The organism is Streptomyces sp. NPDC043878 (genome assembly GCF_056435735.1).
On the sequence record NZ_JBWKDW010000010.1, the window covers coordinates 46373 to 63939 of the forward strand.

Here is a 17567-nt window from a genome sequence, read left to right on the forward strand (position 1 = left end):
CCGCCGGCCCCCGGTCCGATCCCCACCCCGGACCCGGCGCCGCCCGCTCCCGGCCCGGTCCCGGGGCCCGAGCCGTCCCCGTCGCCGATCCCGCCGGGCCCGGAACCGGTACCGGCCCCCGAGCCTGGGCCCCCGCTGTCCTGAGCCGGCGCGGCCGCACGCGGCGAGCGCCCACCCCCACCCGGCCCCGTACGACGAAGCGGGGGGGGGGGGGCCGCCCCCCCCCCCCCCCCCCCCCCCCCTTCCCCCCCCCCCCCCCCCCCCCCCCCCCCCCCCCCCCCCCCCCCCCCCCCCCCACCTCTCCCCCCCCCCCCCCCCCCCCCCCCCGCTTCGTCGTCTGCTCAGACCTCAGACCCCAGACGTCAGACCTCAGACCACCGAGCCCCGACGATCCCTATGCCGACACCTCCGAGCGGTCCCCGCCCCACAGCGTGTGGAACGAGCCGTCCCGGTCCGTGCGCCGGTAGGTGTGCGCACCGAAGAAGTCCCGCTGGCCCTGGGTGAGCGCGGCGGGCAGGCGGTCGGCGCGCAGGGCGTCGTAGTAGGCGAGGGCGGCGGCGAAGCCCGGGGTGGCGACGCCCTGGCGGGTGGCGGCGACGAGGACCTCGCGCCAGTCGTCCTGGGCCGCGCCGATCTCCTGGGCGAACGTGTCGTCCGACAGCAGGCTCGGCAGGTCCGGGCGGGTGCCGTAGGCGGCGCGGATGCGGTCCAGGAACGCCGCCCGGATGATGCAGCCGCCGCGCCACAGCGCGGAGACCGCGCCCAGGTCGATGTCCCAGTCGTACTCCGCGCTGCCCGCCGCGATCTCGTGGAAGCCCTGCGTGTAGGACACGATCTTCGAGGCGTACAGCGCCTGCTCGACCCGGTCGGCGAACGCGCCGGCCTCCGACTCGCTGAGCGGCGTGGCCCTGGGGCCGGCCAGCTCCCGCGAGGCCTCGCGCAGCGAGGCGTGTCCGGACAGCGAGCGGGCGAACACCGCCTCCGCGATGCCCGAGACCGGCACGCCGAGGTCGAGGGCGATCTGCACGGTCCAGCGACCGGTGCCCTTCTGCTCCGCCTGGTCCACCACCACGTCCACGAAGGGCTTGCCGGTGGCCTCGTCCACGTGGGACAGCACCTCGGCGGTGATCTCGATCAGGTACGAGTCGAGCCGGCCCGTGTTCCAGGTGCGGAAGATGTCCGCGATCTGCGCGGGCGAGTAGCCGGCCACGTCACGCAGCAGCTGGTACGCCTCGCCGATCAGCTGCATGTCGGCGTACTCGATGCCGTTGTGGACCATCTTCACGAAGTGCCCGGCGCCGTCCGGACCCACGTGCGTCACACAGGGGGCGCCGTCCGCCGCCTTCGCGGAGATCTTCTCCAGCATGGGGCCGAGCGAGTCGTACGACTCGCGGGGGCCGCCCGGCATGATGCTCGGCCCGTGCAGCGCGCCCTCCTCGCCGCCGGAGACGCCCATGCCGACGAAGTGGATGCCCTGCTCCCGCAGTTCGCGCTCCCGGCGCCGGGTGTCCGCGAAGTGCGCGTTGCCGCCGTCGATGATCATGTCGCCGGGTTCGAGGAGGGGGGCGAACTCCTGGATCACCGCGTCGGTCGGCTCGCCGGCCTTCACCATGATCACCAGGCGGCGGGGGCGCTCGAGGGCCGCCACGAACTCCTTGGCGGTCTCGGCCGCCACGAAGTCGCCCTCGTGCCCGAACTCCTCCACCAGGGCGTGCGTACGCGCCGCTGTCCGGTTGTGCAGAGCGACCGCGTAGCCGTTGCGCGCGAAGTTGCGGGCGAGGTTGCGGCCCATGACCGCGAGTCCCGTGACGCCGATCTGGGCTGAAGTGCTCATACGGTTTGGCTCCTAAGGATCCTGGATCGTGCTGCCGGTCGGGCTGTCGGTCTCGTCAGTATGGTCGGTATCGCCGTTGCGACCATCCTGGCTTGCCGGTAGGCCGGCCGCACGTCCGGGGTGTTCGAGAGTGCGTACGTTGCCTACGCAGATACGCGCGGAAGGCCCCACCTGCCTCAGCCGTCGCACAACCGGGGTTGATTCCCGGTCAGTTGACTCGCGGGGCGGCTGATTGCCGCCTTGTCATGGCCTGTTCGGGGCGTTTACTTTTGGCCCTCCTGACGCAGTCGAGGGGGCTTCCCATGGCCGTACGCGGCCGGCACCGCCGGTATCAGCCGAACAGGATCAACCGCGCCTCACTCACCGTCACGGCGGGCGGCGCCGGGATGGCGATCCCGCTCATCGGTGCCGGAGCCGCCCACGCGGCCGACGTGGACACCTGGAACAAGGTCGCCGCGTGCGAGTCCAGCGCCAACTGGAGCATCAACACCGGCAACGGTTACTACGGCGGCCTGCAGTTCACCAGATCGACCTGGGAGGCATACGGCGGCGCGCGGTACGCCGCCCGCGCCGACCTGGCCACCAGGGACCAGCAGATCGCCGTGGCGGAGAAGGTGCTCGACGGCCAGGGCCCCGGCGCCTGGCCGGTGTGCTCGGTACGGGCCGGACTGACCCGGGGCGGCGACACCCCCGGCATCCACCCCGACGGCGGCACCGGCCGGTCCGCGGGAGCGCGGAAGCATGCCGCCGAGAGGACGACCGCGAAGCAGGCGACCGCCAAGAAGGCCGCCACCTCCGTCGAGGACGTACGGCCGCACAGCACGCCCCAGTCCCGGGCGGGCACGGCCGAGATGTACACGGTGGTCCGTGGCGACACCCTCTCCGGCATCGCCGGGCAGGAACAGGTCCGCGGCGGCTGGCAGGGGCTGTACGCGGCCAACCGCCGGACCATCGGGACGGACCCCGACCTGATCCTGCCGGGCCAGCGGCTGGACCTGCGGGCGAAGGCCGCCGCGGGCGGTGCGCCGGCGAGGCACGAGACCGCGAGGCACCAGACGGCCAGGCACGAGACGCCGAAGCGGGAACCGGCGAGGAAGGCCCGGAGGAAGGAGTCCTCGGACAGCGCCCGGCCGGCCTCGACCGGCCACACCATGGTCGCCCCGGTCGACGCCGCGATGGGGACGCCCTACCACGCGACCGGCTCCTCCTGGTCGAAGGGCTACCACACCGGCGTCGACTTCCCCGTCCCCACCGGCACCTCCGTGAGGGCGGTGGCCGACGGCCGGGTGGTCAGCGCGGGCTGGGCCGGTTCCTTCGGCTACGAGGTCGTGATCCGGCACGCCGACGGCCGCTACACCCAGTACGCCCACCTGTCGGCGATATCGGTGAAGTCCGGCCAGTCCGTGGGCGGCGGCCAGCGCCTGGGGCGCTCGGGGACGACGGGGAACAGCTCGGGCCCGCATCTGCACTTCGAGGTGCGGACGGGGCCCGGCTTCGGCTCGGACATCGACCCGGTCGCCTACCTCCGGGCCGGCGGCGTCAGGATTTGACACGCATACGGTGCCGGTCGAGCACCGGCATGGGCACGAACGCGCCGTAGAGCGGCCCGTACGACAGGATCGGGGACTCGCCGGAACCGGCGGGCTCCAGGTCCTCGGAGGCCGACTCCGCGGCGGCGGCCGGGGCCGGCACCAGGACGTCCCTGACGGATGGCACCTCCCGGGCCGCCCCCGACAGCGGTGCCGACGACTGCGCGGGCAGCGGCCGAGCCCCGGCGGGCGCGGCCAACGGATCCCCGGCGGAACCGACCACGACCGGTGCGACCGGTGCGGATGCCACCGGTGCGACCGCGACCGGCGTCGGCGTGGTCCGCGGGGCCGCGACCGGTTCGGCCGTAGCGGTGACCGGCTCGGATGACACCTCGTGGGGTGTCCGGGCCAGCCGCTCCGTGGTGAGCAGGATCAGGCCGCCCGCCGCCACCACGCCGCAGCTCAGGGCCAACGCGGTACCCGTGGTGCCGTAGCGGAAGGTTTCTCCGAACATCGTGATGCCGACCGCGGCCGCCACCACCGGGTTCACGACCGTGAGCGTGGCCAGCGGCGCGGCGAGTCCGGCGCCCCGGTAGGACGCCTGCGACAGCAGCAGGCCGGCCGTGGCCAGCACGCCGATGACGGCCAGGGACGGCACGTCGGCCACCGTCACCCCGCCGGTCCAGTCGACGGCGACCGTCTTGGTGAACACCGACGACATGCCGAACGCTATGCCGGACGCGGTGGCGAGCAGCACACTGCGCACCGCCGGGTGCCGGTGCGCGGCCCGGCCCGCGAGCATCAGGGCGACCACCGCGCCGCCGGTGACCAGACCGGCGAACAGCCGCTGGGCGGTGCTGAGCGACTGCGCGTCGGACGTGCCGACGAGGGAGAGCAGACCGGCCAGACCGACCGTCGCCATGATCGCGCCGCGCCAGGCGGTCGCACCCGCCCTGCGGCCCACGAAGAGGGCCGCCATGGGGAGCGCGAAGACGATGGTCAGCGCGCCGAGTGGCTGGACCAGGCTCAGCGGGCCGTAGGCCAGCGCCACGACGTGCAGCAGACCGCCGAGGCCGTTCAGCGCGACCGCCGCCCACCACACGGGTCGGCGCAGCGGCGCGTACTGCTCGCCGGGGGAGGACACCGCGACCTGCTCCTGCACGATCGCTCCGCCGGCATAGGCGACCGCGGACACGAGCGACAGCAGCACGGACAACGCGAGGGCATTCATGAGGTGCTCCTCTGCGTCAGGCGCGGGTACGGGACCCGGCGCGGCGAACGGTCGGCTTTCATAACCAACACGATGCCGCTTAAAAGTCTTCCCGTCGTCGTACCTGAGCAGGCAATGGGTCCTACTGCCGATGGAGTAGGCCGGGGCCGTCGTCCTCCCCAGGGTGGGTGACACAGGGTGGGCACCCCCTGGGGGAGACCCCTACTCGGCCTGGTACTACTGCCCCTCGTGGACCTCGACCCCCGACTCGCGGCGCTGCGGCCGCTCGGTGACTTCTTTCTCCTACGCACGGCAGGAGCCCCGCGTTCACCGCTGCCGTCCCTCGCGGAGACCTACGCGGATCGCTCGCCGGATGGTTACGGAAATTCCCTGATTTTCCGGGTCAGGAAGGTCGAGGTGGCCCTCGGGGCGCCAGAGGTGCGGATCGCGGCCTCGGTGGCCCAGCTGGGGCTGGCGGCGCGCCTGTGGTCGGTCGCGCTCGGCTGCTCCGTTCTGTACGGGCGGCTCCCCGACCTCGACCCCGAGTCGCTGCGCTGGAACCCTGACGCCGCCGCGCCCGACGACCTGTGGCTGCCGGAGGTGACCTGGCGGCCCGGGGACGCGGCGGGCGTGGCCGACGCCGTCCTGCACGGCCACCTGGAGCCGCTGGCGGCCGCGCTGCGGGACCGGTACCGGATCGCGCCGGGTCTGCTGCGGGGCAACGCGGCCTCCGCGCTGGCGGGCGCCGCCGGGCAGCTGGAGCGCTGGGCGCGTACGGAGGGACGCGACGACACGGCCGCCCGCACCCGCGAGGTGACCGCGCGGCTCCTCGCCCACCCCCTGCTGGCCGGCACCGGTACCCTCACCGGCACGTCCTTCCAACGGCGCAGTTGCTGCCTCTATTACCGGGTACCCGGTAATGGCGTGTGCGGGGACTGTTGCTTCACACGGCCCCCGGGCCCTTCCCCGCACGCCGCATCTGGGTGACCATGGAAGAACAAGCCGCTGCAACAGGGGGTATTGGGTGCGAGTGGGCCTGCTGACCCGGGAGTATCCGCCGGACGTCTACGGCGGCGCGGGTGTCCATGTCGAGTTCCTCGCCAGGGAACTCCGCTCCCTCGTCGACCTGGACGTGCACTGCTGGGGCGAGGGCCGCGCGGACGGGGTGCGGCGGCACCGGCCCTGGCCGGCCCTCGACACCGCCAACGACGCGCTGCGCACCTTCTCCGTGGACCTCGCGATGACCGCCGCCCTGGAGGGCCGCGAGCTCGTGCACTCCCACACCTGGTACGCCAACCTCGCCGGCCACCTCGGCAAACTCCTGTACGGCATTCCGCACGTGATGACCGCCCACTCCCTGGAGCCGCTGCGCCCCTGGAAGGCCGAGCAGCTCGGCGGCGGGTACGCGCTGTCGAGCTGGGCCGAGCGCACCGCGATCGAGACCGCGGACGCGGTGGTGGCCGTGTCGGGGGCGATGCGCGAGGACATCCTGACCTGCTACCCGGTGCTCGATCCGGCCCGGGTCCACGTGGTGCACAACGGCATCGACACCAGCCTGTACCAGCCCGACCACGGGACCGACGTGCTGCGCCGGATCGGCCTCGACACCGACCGCCCGTACATCCTGTTCGTCGGCCGCATCACCCGCCAGAAGGGCGTGCCCCATCTGCTGCGCGCCGTGCGGGACATCGATCCGGCGGCGCAGGTGGTGCTGTGCGCGGGCGCGCCCGACACGCCCGAGATCGACCGGGAGTTCCGCGAGCTGTTCGAGGAGCTGGGCCGGCACCGCGCGGGGGTGCACTGGATCCCTCAGATGCTTCCCCGCCCCGAGGTGATCCAGCTCCTCACGCACGCCGCCGCGTTCGTCTGCCCCTCGGTGTACGAGCCGCTCGGCATCGTGAACCTGGAGGCGATGGCCTGCGGGACACCCGTCGTGGCGTCCCGGGTCGGCGGCATCCCGGAGGTCGTCGACGACGGCAGGACCGGTCTGCTCGTGCCGGTGGACGAGGACTTCGAGGCCGGGCTGGCGCGGGCGCTGGACTCCGTCATCGGTGATCCCGAGGGTGCCCGCCGGATGGGTGAGGCCGGCCGGGAGCGCGCGGTGGGCGAGTTCGGCTGGGACGCGGTCGCCCGGCGCACGGTCCGGCTCTACGAGGACACCCTCAAATCGGCGTGAGTACGACGAGGTGTGCCCCGGACAGGCGTAGACCCCCCTGCTCAGGGGCAGTCATGCAGCAACGAGGATGAGGGGAGCGGCCATGCGTCGCGGTGGACCGTCGGTGCTCGGAATCGTGCTGGCGGGTGGAGAGGGCAAACGTCTGATGCCACTGACGGCTGACCGCGCCAAACCGGCGGTCACCTTCGGCGGCACGTACCGGCTCGTCGACTTCGTCCTGTCCAACCTGGTCAACGCCGACGTCCTGCGGCTGTGCGTGCTCACGCAGTACAAGTCGCACTCGCTGGACCGGCACATCACCACGACCTGGCGGATGTCCAGTCTGCTCGGCAACTACATCACCCCCGTTCCCGCCCAGCAGCGGCTCGGCCCGCGCTGGTACCTGGGCAGCGCGGACGCCATCCTGCAGTCCCTGAACCTCATCTACGACGAGCGGCCCGAGTACGTCGCGGTCTTCGGTGCCGACCACGTCTACCGCATGGACCCGCGCCAGATGCTCACCCAGCACATCGAGAGCGGCGCCGGGGTGACGGTGGCGGGCATCCGGGTGCCCCGCTCGGAGTCGTCGTCCTTCGGGGTGATCAGTCCCGGCTCGGACGGCCAGACGGTCGAACGCTTCCTGGAGAAGCCGGCCGACCCGCCCGGCCTCGTGGGCGACCCGGAGTGCGTGTTCGCCTCGATGGGCAACTACATCTTCACCACCAAGGCCCTGATCGAGGCCCTCCAGCGAGACGCCGAGGACCCGGACTCCGTGCACGACATGGGCGGCTCGATCCTGCCCCAGCTGACCGACCGCGGCGAGGCCCAGCTCTACGACTTCAGCGCCAACCACGTGCCCGGTGAGACCACCCGGGACCAGGGCTACTGGCGTGACGTCGGCACGCTCGACGCGTACTACGACGCCCACATGGACCTGATCGCCGAGCGCCCCGCGTTCAACCTCTACAACCGCCAGTGGCCCATCTACACCCACTCGGGCCAGCTGTCCCCGGCCCGTTTCAACGCCGGTGGCATCGCCAGCGAGTCGATCATCAGCGCGGGCTGTCTGATCCGCGGGCAGGTCAGCCGTTCGGTGCTCTCCCCGGGCGTCCTGGTCGACCCGGGCGCGGTCGTCCAGGGCTCGGTGCTGCACGACAACGTCCACATCGGGCGGGGCGCGGTGGTGCGCGGAGCCGTCCTCGACAAGAACGTCGAGGTCCCTCCGGGTGCGACGATCGGGGTGAATCCGGACCGGGACGCCGAGCTGTACACGGTGTCCAAGGGCGGGGTCATCGCGCTCGGCAAGGGCCAGCGAGTGCCCTGATCACGGCGTTCCGACGGGTGTCCGAGGCTCCTGACGCCGGTGTGGCGGAAGGGGCTCGGAAGCCGCCACTTAATCTGCTGTTAACTGAGCGTAGCCTGATCGTACTTGACCGTAATCGCCTGGGGGCGCTTGACTGCTTGCCCACCCGTCGTCGACGCGAGGCACGCCATTGACTTCCGACCTGCTCGCTCCCCTCGACCTGGCGTTCTGGAACATCGAGTCCGACCTGCACCCGATGCACCTGGCCGCCCTCGGCGTCTTCACCGCGCACTCGCCGACCGCGGGTGCCCACGCGGCCGACCTGCTCGCCGGCCGTGCCGCCGCCGTGCCCGGACTGCGGATGCGCATCCGGGACGTCTGGCAGCCGTTGTCCTTCGGCAGCGCCACCCGTGAGCCCGACGCCGGCTTCGACCCCCTGAACCACGTCCGGCTGCACGCGCCCACCGCCGACTTCCACGAGGCCGCCGGCCGGCTCATGGAACGCCCGCTGGAACGCGACCGGCCGCCGTGGGAGGCCCATGTCCTGCCCGGCGAGGACGGCGACTCCTTCGCCGTGCTCTTCAAGTTCCACCACGCGCTGGCCGACGGACTGCGGGCGCTGGCCCTCGCCGCCGCCGTGATGGACCCGATCGACATGCCCGGGCCGCGCCCCCGGCCCCAGGAGCCGCCGCGCGCTGTGGTGCCCGACGTCCGCAGACTGCCCGGGCTGCTGCGCGGCGCCCTGTCCGACGTGGGCCGCGCCCTCGACATCGGCGCCTCCGTCGCGCTGTCCGGGGTGGCCGTGCGCTCCTCGCCCGCGCTGACCGCCGAGTCCACGGGCACCCGCCGTACCGCCGGCGTGGTCGTCGACCTCGACGACGTGCACCTGGTCCGCAAGACCGTCGGCGGCACCGTCAACGACGTGCTGATCGCCGTCGTCGCGGGCGCGCTGCGCCGCTGGCTCGACGAACGCGGCGACGGCAGCGAGGGCGTGGCGCCCCGCGCCCTGATCCCCGTCTCCAGGCGCCGCCCGCGCAGCGCGCACCCGCAGGGCAACCGGCTCTCCGGCTACCTGATGAGGCTGCCCGTCCACGACCCCGACCCGCTCAGCCGGCTGCGTACGGTCCGCAGCGCCATGGACCGCAAGAAGGACGCCGGCCCCAACCGGGGCGCGGGCGCCGTCGCGCTGCTCGCCGACCACGTGCCGGCCCTCGGCCACCGGCTCGGCGGCCCCCTGGTCGGACAGGCCGCCCGGCTGTGGTTCGACATCCTGGTCACCAGCGTGCCGCTGCCCAGCCTCGGCCTGAAACTCGGCGGCAACCCGGTCACCGAGGTCTATCCCTTCGCCCCGCTGGCCCGCGGCCAGTCCCTGGCCGTCGCGATCTCGACGTACCGCGGGAGCGTCCACTACGGGCTGGTCGCCGACGCCGAGGCCGTTCCCGATCTCGACCGGTTCGCCCGCGCGGTGTCCGAGGAGGTCGCGGCGCTGATCACCGCCTGCGGCCCTTGATCGTCGCGGTTTTGGCGGTCGGGCCCGGCGCTCCGTAGAATGCCCTGTTCGAAAGCGGGCTCGCTCGGAGCACCGCGGCGGGAGACCCAGGAAACGGCAGCGGCCATGACGGTGACAGACAACGGCTCGGCGACCACGGACGAGATCGTCTACGGGCCCGGCATCGACCCGGAGCGGCTCGCCCTGTGCCTCGACGTGCTCGCGGAACTCGACGAGCTCGACGTCGACCACCCCGACGCCGTCGCCGTGCGCCGTGCCACCGCGGGCATCTACCGCACCGTCAAGCAGCGCCGCCGCCAGGAGCGCAGGGCCGCGAAGACCGCGCACGACAAGGCCGTCACGGAGTCCACCGCGACCGGCTCCGCGCAGCGCATCGACGACGAGACCGAGGGCATCCTGCCCTCGTCGGTCACCGAGCAGGGCCAGATCGCGGGGATACTCCAGCGCCCCCGCTCCTGCTACACCTGCAAGGCCCGCTACGTCGAGGTCGACTACTTCTACCACCAGCTCTGCCAGAACTGCGCCGCCGAGAACCGCGCCCGCCGCGACGCCCGCACCGACCTCACCGGCAAGCGCGCGCTGCTCACCGGCGGCCGCGCCAAGATCGGCATGTACATCGCGCTGCGGCTGCTGCGCGACGGCGCCCACACCACCATCACCACCCGCTTCCCCAACGACGCGATCCGCCGCTTCAAGGCGCAGCCCGACAGCGCCGACTGGATCCACCGCCTGAAGATCGTCGGCATCGACCTGCGGGACCCGGCGCAGGTCGTCGCGCTCGCCGACTCGGTCGCCGCCGCGGGCCCGCTGGACATCCTGGTCAACAACGCGGCGCAGACGGTACGGCGCTCCCCGCAGGCCTACGGCGAGCTCCTGACCGCCGAGTCCGCGCCGCTGCCGGCCGGTGAACTGCCCGCCGCCGAGGTGATCGGCACCTTCGGCTCGGGCGCGGTCGCCGCCCTGCCGGTGGCGGGCGGCGGGGCGCTCACCGCGCAGGACGTGACGGACCTGGCCCTGGTGTCGGGGTCCGCCTCCCTGGAGCGGATCGCGGCCGGTACGGCGATCGACGCCGGCGGGCTCGTGCCCGACCTGCACGACACCAACAGCTGGATCCAGGCGGTGGAGGAGGTCACGCCGGTCGAACTGCTGGAGGTCCAGCTCTGCAACTCCACGGCCCCCTTCATCCTCATCAGCCGGCTGCGGGCGTCGATGGCGGCGGCCGAGGCCCGGCGGACGTACATCGTGAACGTCTCCGCGATGGAGGGCGTCTTCAACCGCGGCTACAAGGGGGCCGGCCACCCGCACACCAACATGGCCAAGGCCGCCCTGAACATGCTGACCCGCACCAGCGCGCAGGAGATGTTCGAGAAGGACGGCATCCTGATGACGGCGGTCGACACCGGCTGGATCACCGACGAGCGCCCGCACCCCGACAAGCTCCGCCTCGCCGAGGCCGGCTTCCACGCCCCGCTCGACCTGGTGGACGGCGCGGCCCGCGTCTACGACCCGATCGTGCGCGGCGAGCAGGGCGAGGACCTGTTCGGCGTCTTCCTGAAGGACTACGCGCCCGGCAAGTGGTAGCCGCCGCACGCGGGCCGGGGCGGGCGTAAATCCGGTGGCCCGCCCGGGCCCGCGCGGCCTACGGTGGGACCGGAACGCCGGGGTGCCCGGTGCGCCGGTCACGCTTACTTCCTGGTTCGACTCCAAGCGGGTCCACCCCTGGGCCCGTCGCCCTTCGGGAGGGCGGTCGCGCGACCACCTCGATCTCGGGCACCCCGCGCGCCGCCGGTTGAACCAGCCGCCCGCCCGTCCGCGTTCACCCCGGTCCGCCCGGTGCTGTTGTGCCGGTGCCCGGTGGCCGCGCAGCGCGCAGTCGCTCGTGCACCGCGTACGCGCCGCTGGTGCTCGCCGCCCGCACCCGGGTGCCGCCGTCCACCAGCAGGTCCGCGCCGGTGATCCACCCGGCGGCGTCGGACGCCAGCCAGGTCACGGCACGGGCCACGTCCTCGGGTTCGCCGATCCGCCCGAGCGGCAGTCCGGCCGCCACTCCCTTCTCGTCCCGCTCCCACACGAACCGCGCCATCTCGGTGCGGACCAGGCCGGGGGAGACGGAGTTGACCCGCACCGTGGGCGCGAGCTCGCCCGCGAGCTGTCGGGTCAGGTGCAGCAGCGCCGCCTTGCTGGTGCCGTACGCGCCGACGTGCGGCCCGACGTGTCCGGCGCCCTCGGTGCAGACGTTGACCACCGTGCCGCCGTGCCGGGCCATCCACGCCCGCCACGCGCACTGCACGAGCCGCAGCGCGGCCTCGACGTTGACGGTGAACGCCTCGCGCCAGGCGTCCGGGTCGGCGTCCATGAGCGGTCCGTAGGGCCGGTTCGTCGCCGCGTTGTTGACGACCACGTCGATCCGGCCGAACTCGCGCAGCGCCAGCCGGGTCACCGCCGACAGGTGGGCCGGGTCGGCGACGCTGCCCGCGAGCCCGATGCCGCCCAGTTCCCCGGCGGTGCGCCGTACGTCCCCGGCATCCCGCGCGGTCACGCACACCAGTGCGCCGGCCGCCGTCAACTCCCGCGCCACGGCCAGTCCGATGCCCCGGGTGGCGCCGGTGACGACGGCGGCCCTGCCCTGCAGCGGATGGTGCGAGGTCGTCGCGGTCATCGCCGTACCGTCTCATGACGGTCCGTCAGTCGACAGCCCCCAGGGGCGATTTCCGTGCCGCGACCAGTTCCAGTACCGTGCGCCAGTCCTCCAGGACGCCGGCGTCGAACGCGGCGGTGCGGGCTTCCTCGTCGGCCAGGCGCAAACGCAGCAGATCGTCGTCGGCCGGGCCCGCGGCCGGGCGGGCGTACCCGCGGACGAGTCCGGCGACCCGTTCGCCGAGCAGGGGGCGTACCGCGTCGGCCGCGTGGTCGCGGTGGGCGCGCTCGTCGCCGGGGTGCAGGAGGGGGCCGACGGCCCGCACCAGGCCCGCCAGCTGGAGCTCCTTGTCGGCGGGGCGGGCGCGGCGCAGCAGCGCGGCGGTCCGCAGCGCGTGCTGGTGCGGATCGGCCCGGTCGCGCCCGGGAGCCGGCCCGGCCGGTGGGACCCGGCAGGCGTACAGCAGATCCATCAGCTCCTCGACACTGCGCAGCTCCATGCGTCAGTCCTCCCGCCGGACGAGCCCTTGCCGTGCGACAGCAGACCATTCGCTCCTTGCGATCCGGCCAACGGGAACTGAACTGCGCGGCCCCGCCGGTCCCCGGCTCGGAGGTGCCGTCGGCGATGTAGGCCGAACGAGTGAGTTAAATCGCACATCGAGTTACAAACAGGTGCAGACTCAGTAGCGCTGTATGCGGGGCGACTTGCGATGGTTACCCTTTGTTTTCAGCCCCATCGAGCGGACCCCCGCTCATTTGGTTAACCTGTAGCCGACGGACAGCAGCAACGGGTTCTACCCACACCCACGGTCCGTCATGGGACAGCCGGTTCACAGCGGCCTGCTCTCGTACGAGGTACCGGCGCCACCGCGTCCGAACTGTTTCCACTGAGACCCGAGCGGGCGCCGGGAGCCGGATCGCAGACTGGCGGCGTGCCCCGAGGGTGACCCGACACATAAGGAGTGCGCGGTGACACCGGAGAAGACGAATCGCGATCAGCGCCCCAAGGAACGCACGGAGCGCGCAGGCCGCCGGCCCGGCGAGCTCGGCAGCCTGGACGTGTGGGCCCGGTCCGCCCCCATCCGCCTGGCGGGCTACGAGGAGGACCTCGCCGAGCCCCACATCCTGCCCAGCGTGGACTGACCCACCGGCAGAACCCTTCGCGATCGCCGACCGCATGGGCGTGCCGGACTCACGCCCGTGCCGATCACAGAAGCCGAGGCCGCCGACCGGCCTCGGATCCGGCCTTTCCGGCACCGGATCGTCACCGCCGGCGAGACCCGCACCTGGGGCCGGACCCCCTCCGCGGAGGCGGCCCGGCCCCTGCGGCTGGACCCCCTCATGTACCGGACCTCCGAGTCCCCGGTCCGCGCTCAGTCCAGGGGTGCCGTCCGCTGCCACGGGTGGGCCTTCTCCAACTGCTCCGCCAGCGCCAGCAGTTCCGCCTCCGACCCCGGCCGCGCCACCAGTTGCACCGCCCCGGGGGCGCCGGAGGGCAGGGTGCCGAACGGGACCGACATCGCGGGCCAGCCGGTGAGGTTCCACGGCGGGGTCATGGGGGAGTAGTTGCTGTTGGCCACGACGTTGCGCAGCCAGCCCCGCTCGTGCCACGGGCCGGCCTTGGGGGAGCGGCGGGCCAGTGCCGGCATGAGCAGCACGTCGTACTCGTCGAAGAACGGCTCCAGGCGCCGGCGCAGTTCCTCGCGCGCCCTGCCGGTCCGCACGGTGCCGGCGAAGCGGCGGCCGACGGCCGCGTGGACGCGGGTGCGCCGCGCCAGCAGCCGCGGGTCCAGGTACCGCGCGTCGACCGAGGTCCCCGCCGTCCAGTGCGCCAGCGAGGTGAGGCTCAGCGACCGGGGGTAGGGCGGGTCGGCGCGGCGGACCTGGTGCCCGGCCCGCATCAGCAGCCCCGCCGCCTCCCGGACGGCGGCCGTATACGGCCGCGTGACGACGATCCCGGTGAGCGGGCTGCGCAGCGAGAAGGCGATCCGGTGGCCGGCGGCCTCCCGGGGTGCGGGGAAGGCGGTGTCCGCGAGGACCGACAGCATCAGGCGCGCGTCCTCGACCGTCGTCGCCAGCGGCCCGTTCTCCGACATGCCGAACCAGTCGCCGTCGCTGACGCCGGCCGGGACCACCCCGGGCCCCGGCTTGATGGTCACCAGACCGCAGTTGGCCGCGGGGATGCGCAGGGAGCCCATGCCGTCGTTGCCGAGCGCGATCGGCACCAGCCCGGCGGCGACGGCGGCCGCGCTGCCGCCCGAGGAGCCGCCGGCCGTGCGGGAGGTGTCCCAGGGGTTGCGGGCGGTGCCGTACACGCCCTCGGTGCTCCCGAAGACGCACAGCTCCGGCACGTTCGTCAGTCCCACCACCACCGCGCCGGCGGCCCGCAGCCGGGCCACCGTGACGTGATCCTCGTCGGCGGGCGTGTCCGGGGTCGCGGCGGAACCGATCCGGGTGGACTCCCCGCGCACCGCGAGGTTGTCCTTGACGGCCACCGGCACGCCGGCGAGCGGCAGTTCGGCCAGGTCACCGCGGGCGCCCACCTCCTCGGCCTCGGCGAGCGCGGCCCCGGCCCGCACCGTGCGGAAGGCGCCGACGCGGCCGTCGAGCCGCTCGATCCGGTCGAGGTGCTCGGCCACCACCTCGCTGGGCGTGGCCCGCTTCTCGCGTACGGCGGCGGCGATCTCGGCGGCGGTCCGGCCGACCCAGTTGGTCACTCGGGCTCCTCGGGGGATGCGAAGCGGCGGGCGTACTGACGAGTACGTGGGGCCACTGTGCCCGGGGCCGGGGCCCCGCGTCGAGAGCGCGCGCCCCGGACGGACGGGCAGCGCGTCCCGCCCTTCCCGCCAGGTCCGGCCGACCTTTCTCTGCCGCCCGCTGGTCATCCGACCAATCAGTCAACTCGACTTCTGTCCGGCCCCATTGACAGGCCCTGAGGTCCAATCAATCATCAGACATCCGATGAATGGGAGCCGCTCATGGGTTCGTATCCACGTCGTCAGCTTCTCGGAACAGCGGTCGGTGTCGCCGTGTCGGCCGCCGCCCTGCCGCTCGTCTCCGCGACCGGCGCGCACGCCGCCGAACCGCCGGACGGCCCCGCCGGCCAGTGGGTTCCCGTCCCCGACCCCGTGCCCGTCCCGCTCGACGCGCTCTACGACAACGACGCCATCGACTCCGCCGCCGCGCGGGGCGGCGACTTCGACGGCTCGGGCTACACCTTCCCGGGCGAGGAACTGCCCGCGGGCCGGGTCGAGGTCGACGGCGTCCCCTTCCTCTTCCCGTCCTCGGCGGCGGGCGCGAAGAACAACATCGTCGCCACCGGCCAGCGGATCGAGCTGCCCCCGGGCCGCTACCTGTCGGCCGTCTTCCTCACCGCGGGCAGCTACGGCAACGCCTCCGGCAGGGCCACCGCGCACTACGCGGACGGCTCGACCACGACCGCCTCACTCGGCGGCGCCGACTGGTACGCGGCGGGCGGCTCCCTGTCCGCGCCGTACCGCTACACGCCGGCCGGCGCCAAGGACGAGCACACCGTAGGGATCGGCACCTCTCAGGTGTGGCTCGACCCCCGGCGGGAGGCGGTCGCGATCACCCTGCCGACCGTCGGCCCGGCGCAGGCGAACTCGACAGCGCTGCACGTCTTCGCGCTGTCCCTGCAACCGGTCGCCCAGGGACGGGCGCTGGCCCTGCGCGACGCCCACTCCACCGGCTCGCTCCTGGAGTCCAGCGGCGCGCAGAGCGTCGAGGCCACGGTCGTCAACGCGGGCACGGTCGCGGTGCTCGCCCACGACGCCGTGTCCGTGCGCGTCGACGTGCCCGGCGCCCGCACCGTGCAGCCGGCCCGCGTCCGCCGCCTGGACCCCGGCGAGCAGGCCCGGGTGCGCGTCGGCATCCGCAACCGCGCGGGCACCGCCCCCGGCACCACCCGCGACGGCGCGGTGACCGTCACCGGACGCGGCGGCGGGATCACCGCGCAGAACAGGAAGCTGACCCTCGGCACCGCCGACTACCAGCCCACCGAGTCCTCCCTCTCCGGCCACCAGGCGCCCTACTGGTTCAGCGGCGCCAAGTTCGGCATCTTCATCCACTGGGGCGTCTACTCGGTGCCCGCCTGGTCACCGGTCGGCAAGCAGTACGCCGAGTGGTACTGGAACCACCTCCAGGACCCCGGCAACGAGGTGTACGCCTACCACCGCCAGACGTACGGGGAGGACTTCGCCTACGACGACTTCATCCCGCGGTTCACCGCGAAGCGGTTCGACCCGCGCGCCTGGGTCGAGCTGTTCCGGGACGCGGGCGCCCAGTACCACGTGCTCACCGCCAAGCACCACGAGGGCTTCGCCCTGTGGGACACCAAGGTCTCCGACCGCAACTCCGTCAAGACGGGCCCGCGCCGGGACCTGGTCAAGGAGCTGTTCGAGGCCTCGCGCCGTTACACGCCCGAACTCCACCGCGGCCTGTACTTCTCGATGCCCGAGTGGTTCAACCCGGACAACCCGTGGTCGGGGCACGCCCCGCGCAACCCGTACACCCAGGAGCCGGTGCCGTACACCGGATACACCGCGGGCAAGGACTTCGTGAAGGACTACCAGGCCCCGCAGATGCTGGAACTGATCAGGGGCTACGACCCCGAGCTCATCTGGTGCGACATCGGCGGCGCCAACGACAGCCTGCATGTGCTCGCCGAGTACTTCAACCACGCCAAGAACCGGGCCCGTCCGGTCGACGTCACCGTCAACAACCGCTCGGGCATCGGCTTCCACGACTTCACGACCCCCGAGTACACGACGTACGACAACACGGTCGTCGCCAAGTGGGAGGCCAGCCGCGGCCTCGACCCGTTCAGCTACGGCTACAACCGGGCCACGCCCGACGACGCCTACATGTCGGCCGAGGAGGTCGTGCGCAGCCTGGTCGACATCGTCTCCAAGAACGGCAACTTCCTCCTCGACATCGGCCCCCGCGCCGACGGCACCATCCCGGAGATCATGCAGACCCGGCTGCGTGAGACGGGCCGCTGGCTGCGGACCAACGGGGAGGCGATCTACGACACCACGTACTGGTCGCGGACGGCGCAGCTCGGCGAGGACCTGCGGTTCACCGTCCGCCAGGACGAGGCGTTCTACATCCACTCCCTGGTCCGGCCGGGCGCCACGCTCACCGTCGAGGCACCGGTGCCCGTCCGCGCCGGCGACAAGGTCACGATGCTCGGCCATGACCGGCCCCTGACGTGGGCCGTGCGCAACGGCGCGCTGGTGATCGACGTGCCGGAGGCGGCCCGGCAGGCGGGCCGGTACGTGTGGGTATTCAAGGTGGACTGGCGCGTCTGAGCGTCTGGGCGGGCGGGGCCCACGGACCGGCACCGCACACGCATCCTGGCGCCCCCGTC

Annotated in this window: 13 protein-coding genes; 8 read left to right on the forward strand and 5 right to left on the reverse strand. The window is 73.1% G+C overall.

All coding sequences use genetic code 11. The annotated features are described in order from the left end of the window. Window positions 1–394: 394 nt before the first annotated feature. A complete protein-coding gene (gene gndA, locus AC07AZ_RS15845; RefSeq protein WP_478847908.1) occupies window positions 395–1834 on the reverse strand; it encodes an NADP-dependent phosphogluconate dehydrogenase in 1440 nt (479 codons plus the stop codon). A 302-nt stretch (window positions 1835–2136) separates the two neighbouring features. On the opposite strand from gndA, the gene AC07AZ_RS15850 reads away from it, so the two are divergent. Then, a complete protein-coding gene (locus AC07AZ_RS15850) occupies window positions 2137–3384 on the forward strand; it encodes a transglycosylase family protein (protein ID WP_478847910.1) in 1248 nt (415 codons plus the stop codon). On the opposite strand, the gene AC07AZ_RS15855 is transcribed toward AC07AZ_RS15850, so the two are convergent. Further along, complete coding sequence (locus AC07AZ_RS15855; RefSeq protein WP_478847912.1) at window positions 3374–4594, reverse strand: DMT family transporter; 1221 nt, start codon at window positions 4592–4594, stop codon at window positions 3374–3376. The genes AC07AZ_RS15850 and AC07AZ_RS15855 overlap by 11 nt on opposite strands. Window positions 4595–4804: 210 nt before the next feature. On the opposite strand from AC07AZ_RS15855, the gene AC07AZ_RS15860 reads away from it, so the two are divergent. The 5 genes from AC07AZ_RS15860 to AC07AZ_RS15880 all read left to right on the forward strand — a co-directional run bounded on the left by AC07AZ_RS15860 (window position 4805) and on the right by AC07AZ_RS15880 (window position 11122). Beyond that, window positions 4805–5560, forward strand: coding sequence for a (2Fe-2S)-binding protein (locus AC07AZ_RS15860; RefSeq protein WP_478848268.1), 756 nt, complete (start codon window positions 4805–4807; stop codon window positions 5558–5560). A gap of 37 nt (window positions 5561–5597) precedes the next feature. Beyond that, complete coding sequence (glgA, locus tag AC07AZ_RS15865; RefSeq protein ID WP_478847914.1) at window positions 5598–6749, forward strand: glycogen synthase; 1152 nt, start codon at window positions 5598–5600, stop codon at window positions 6747–6749. A gap of 82 nt (window positions 6750–6831) precedes the next feature. After that, on the forward strand, window positions 6832–8052 hold the full coding sequence (gene glgC, locus AC07AZ_RS15870) for a glucose-1-phosphate adenylyltransferase (protein WP_478847916.1): 1221 nt from the start codon (window positions 6832–6834) through the stop codon (window positions 8050–8052). Between the two features lie 169 nt (window positions 8053–8221). Then, a complete protein-coding gene (locus tag AC07AZ_RS15875; RefSeq protein WP_478847918.1) occupies window positions 8222–9541 on the forward strand; it encodes a wax ester/triacylglycerol synthase family O-acyltransferase in 1320 nt (439 codons plus the stop codon). A gap of 105 nt (window positions 9542–9646) precedes the next feature. Beyond that, window positions 9647–11122, forward strand: coding sequence for an SDR family NAD(P)-dependent oxidoreductase (locus AC07AZ_RS15880; protein ID WP_478847920.1), 1476 nt, complete (start codon window positions 9647–9649; stop codon window positions 11120–11122). A gap of 235 nt (window positions 11123–11357) precedes the next feature. Here the strand turns inward: AC07AZ_RS15880 and AC07AZ_RS15885 are convergent, their stop codons facing one another. Continuing rightward, window positions 11358–12200 carry an SDR family oxidoreductase gene (locus tag AC07AZ_RS15885; RefSeq protein ID WP_478847922.1) on the reverse strand — a complete coding sequence of 281 codons (843 nt, stop codon included), beginning with the start codon at window positions 12198–12200 and terminating at the stop codon, window positions 11358–11360. 25 nt (window positions 12201–12225) lie between these two features. Continuing rightward, window positions 12226–12678 carry a hypothetical protein gene (locus tag AC07AZ_RS15890; protein ID WP_478847924.1) on the reverse strand — a complete coding sequence of 151 codons (453 nt, stop codon included), beginning with the start codon at window positions 12676–12678 and terminating at the stop codon, window positions 12226–12228. 469 nt (window positions 12679–13147) lie between these two features. On the opposite strand from AC07AZ_RS15890, the gene AC07AZ_RS15895 reads away from it, so the two are divergent. Further along, window positions 13148–13321, forward strand: a complete 174-nt coding sequence (locus AC07AZ_RS15895) for a hypothetical protein (RefSeq protein WP_356037185.1) — start codon at window positions 13148–13150, stop codon at window positions 13319–13321. Between the two features lie 230 nt (window positions 13322–13551). On the opposite strand, the gene AC07AZ_RS15900 is transcribed toward AC07AZ_RS15895, so the two are convergent. Beyond that, window positions 13552–14895: an amidase gene (locus AC07AZ_RS15900; protein WP_478847926.1), complete on the reverse strand. Its 1344-nt coding sequence runs from the start codon at window positions 14893–14895 to the stop codon at window positions 13552–13554. Between the two features lie 261 nt (window positions 14896–15156). Here AC07AZ_RS15900 and AC07AZ_RS15905 point away from each other — a divergent pair, with 261 nt between their 5' ends. Continuing rightward, window positions 15157–17508 (forward strand): alpha-L-fucosidase, encoded by a 2352-nt coding sequence (locus tag AC07AZ_RS15905; protein ID WP_478847928.1) that lies wholly within the window; start codon window positions 15157–15159, stop codon window positions 17506–17508. Window positions 17509–17567: the final 59 nt, after the last annotated feature.

Bases quoted from the DNA above. Each gene is read 5' to 3' on its own strand.
- gndA (WP_478847908.1), bottom strand. From the start codon at position 1,834: ATGAGCACTTCAGCCCAGATCGGCGTCACGGGACTCGCGGTCATGGGC.
- AC07AZ_RS15850 (WP_478847910.1), top strand. From the start codon at position 2,137: ATGGCCGTACGCGGCCGGCACCGCCGGTATCAGCCGAACAGGATCAAC.
- AC07AZ_RS15855 (WP_478847912.1), bottom strand. From the start codon at position 4,594: ATGAATGCCCTCGCGTTGTCCGTGCTGCTGTCGCTCGTGTCCGCGGTC.
- glgC (WP_478847916.1), top strand. From the start codon at position 6,832: ATGCGTCGCGGTGGACCGTCGGTGCTCGGAATCGTGCTGGCGGGTGGA.
- AC07AZ_RS15880 (WP_478847920.1), top strand. From the start codon at position 9,647: ATGACGGTGACAGACAACGGCTCGGCGACCACGGACGAGATCGTCTAC.
- AC07AZ_RS15885 (WP_478847922.1), bottom strand. From the start codon at position 12,200: ATGACCGCGACGACCTCGCACCATCCGCTGCAGGGCAGGGCCGCCGTC.
- AC07AZ_RS15890 (WP_478847924.1), bottom strand. From the start codon at position 12,678: ATGGAGCTGCGCAGTGTCGAGGAGCTGATGGATCTGCTGTACGCCTGC.
- AC07AZ_RS15905 (WP_478847928.1), top strand. From the start codon at position 15,157: ATGGGTTCGTATCCACGTCGTCAGCTTCTCGGAACAGCGGTCGGTGTC.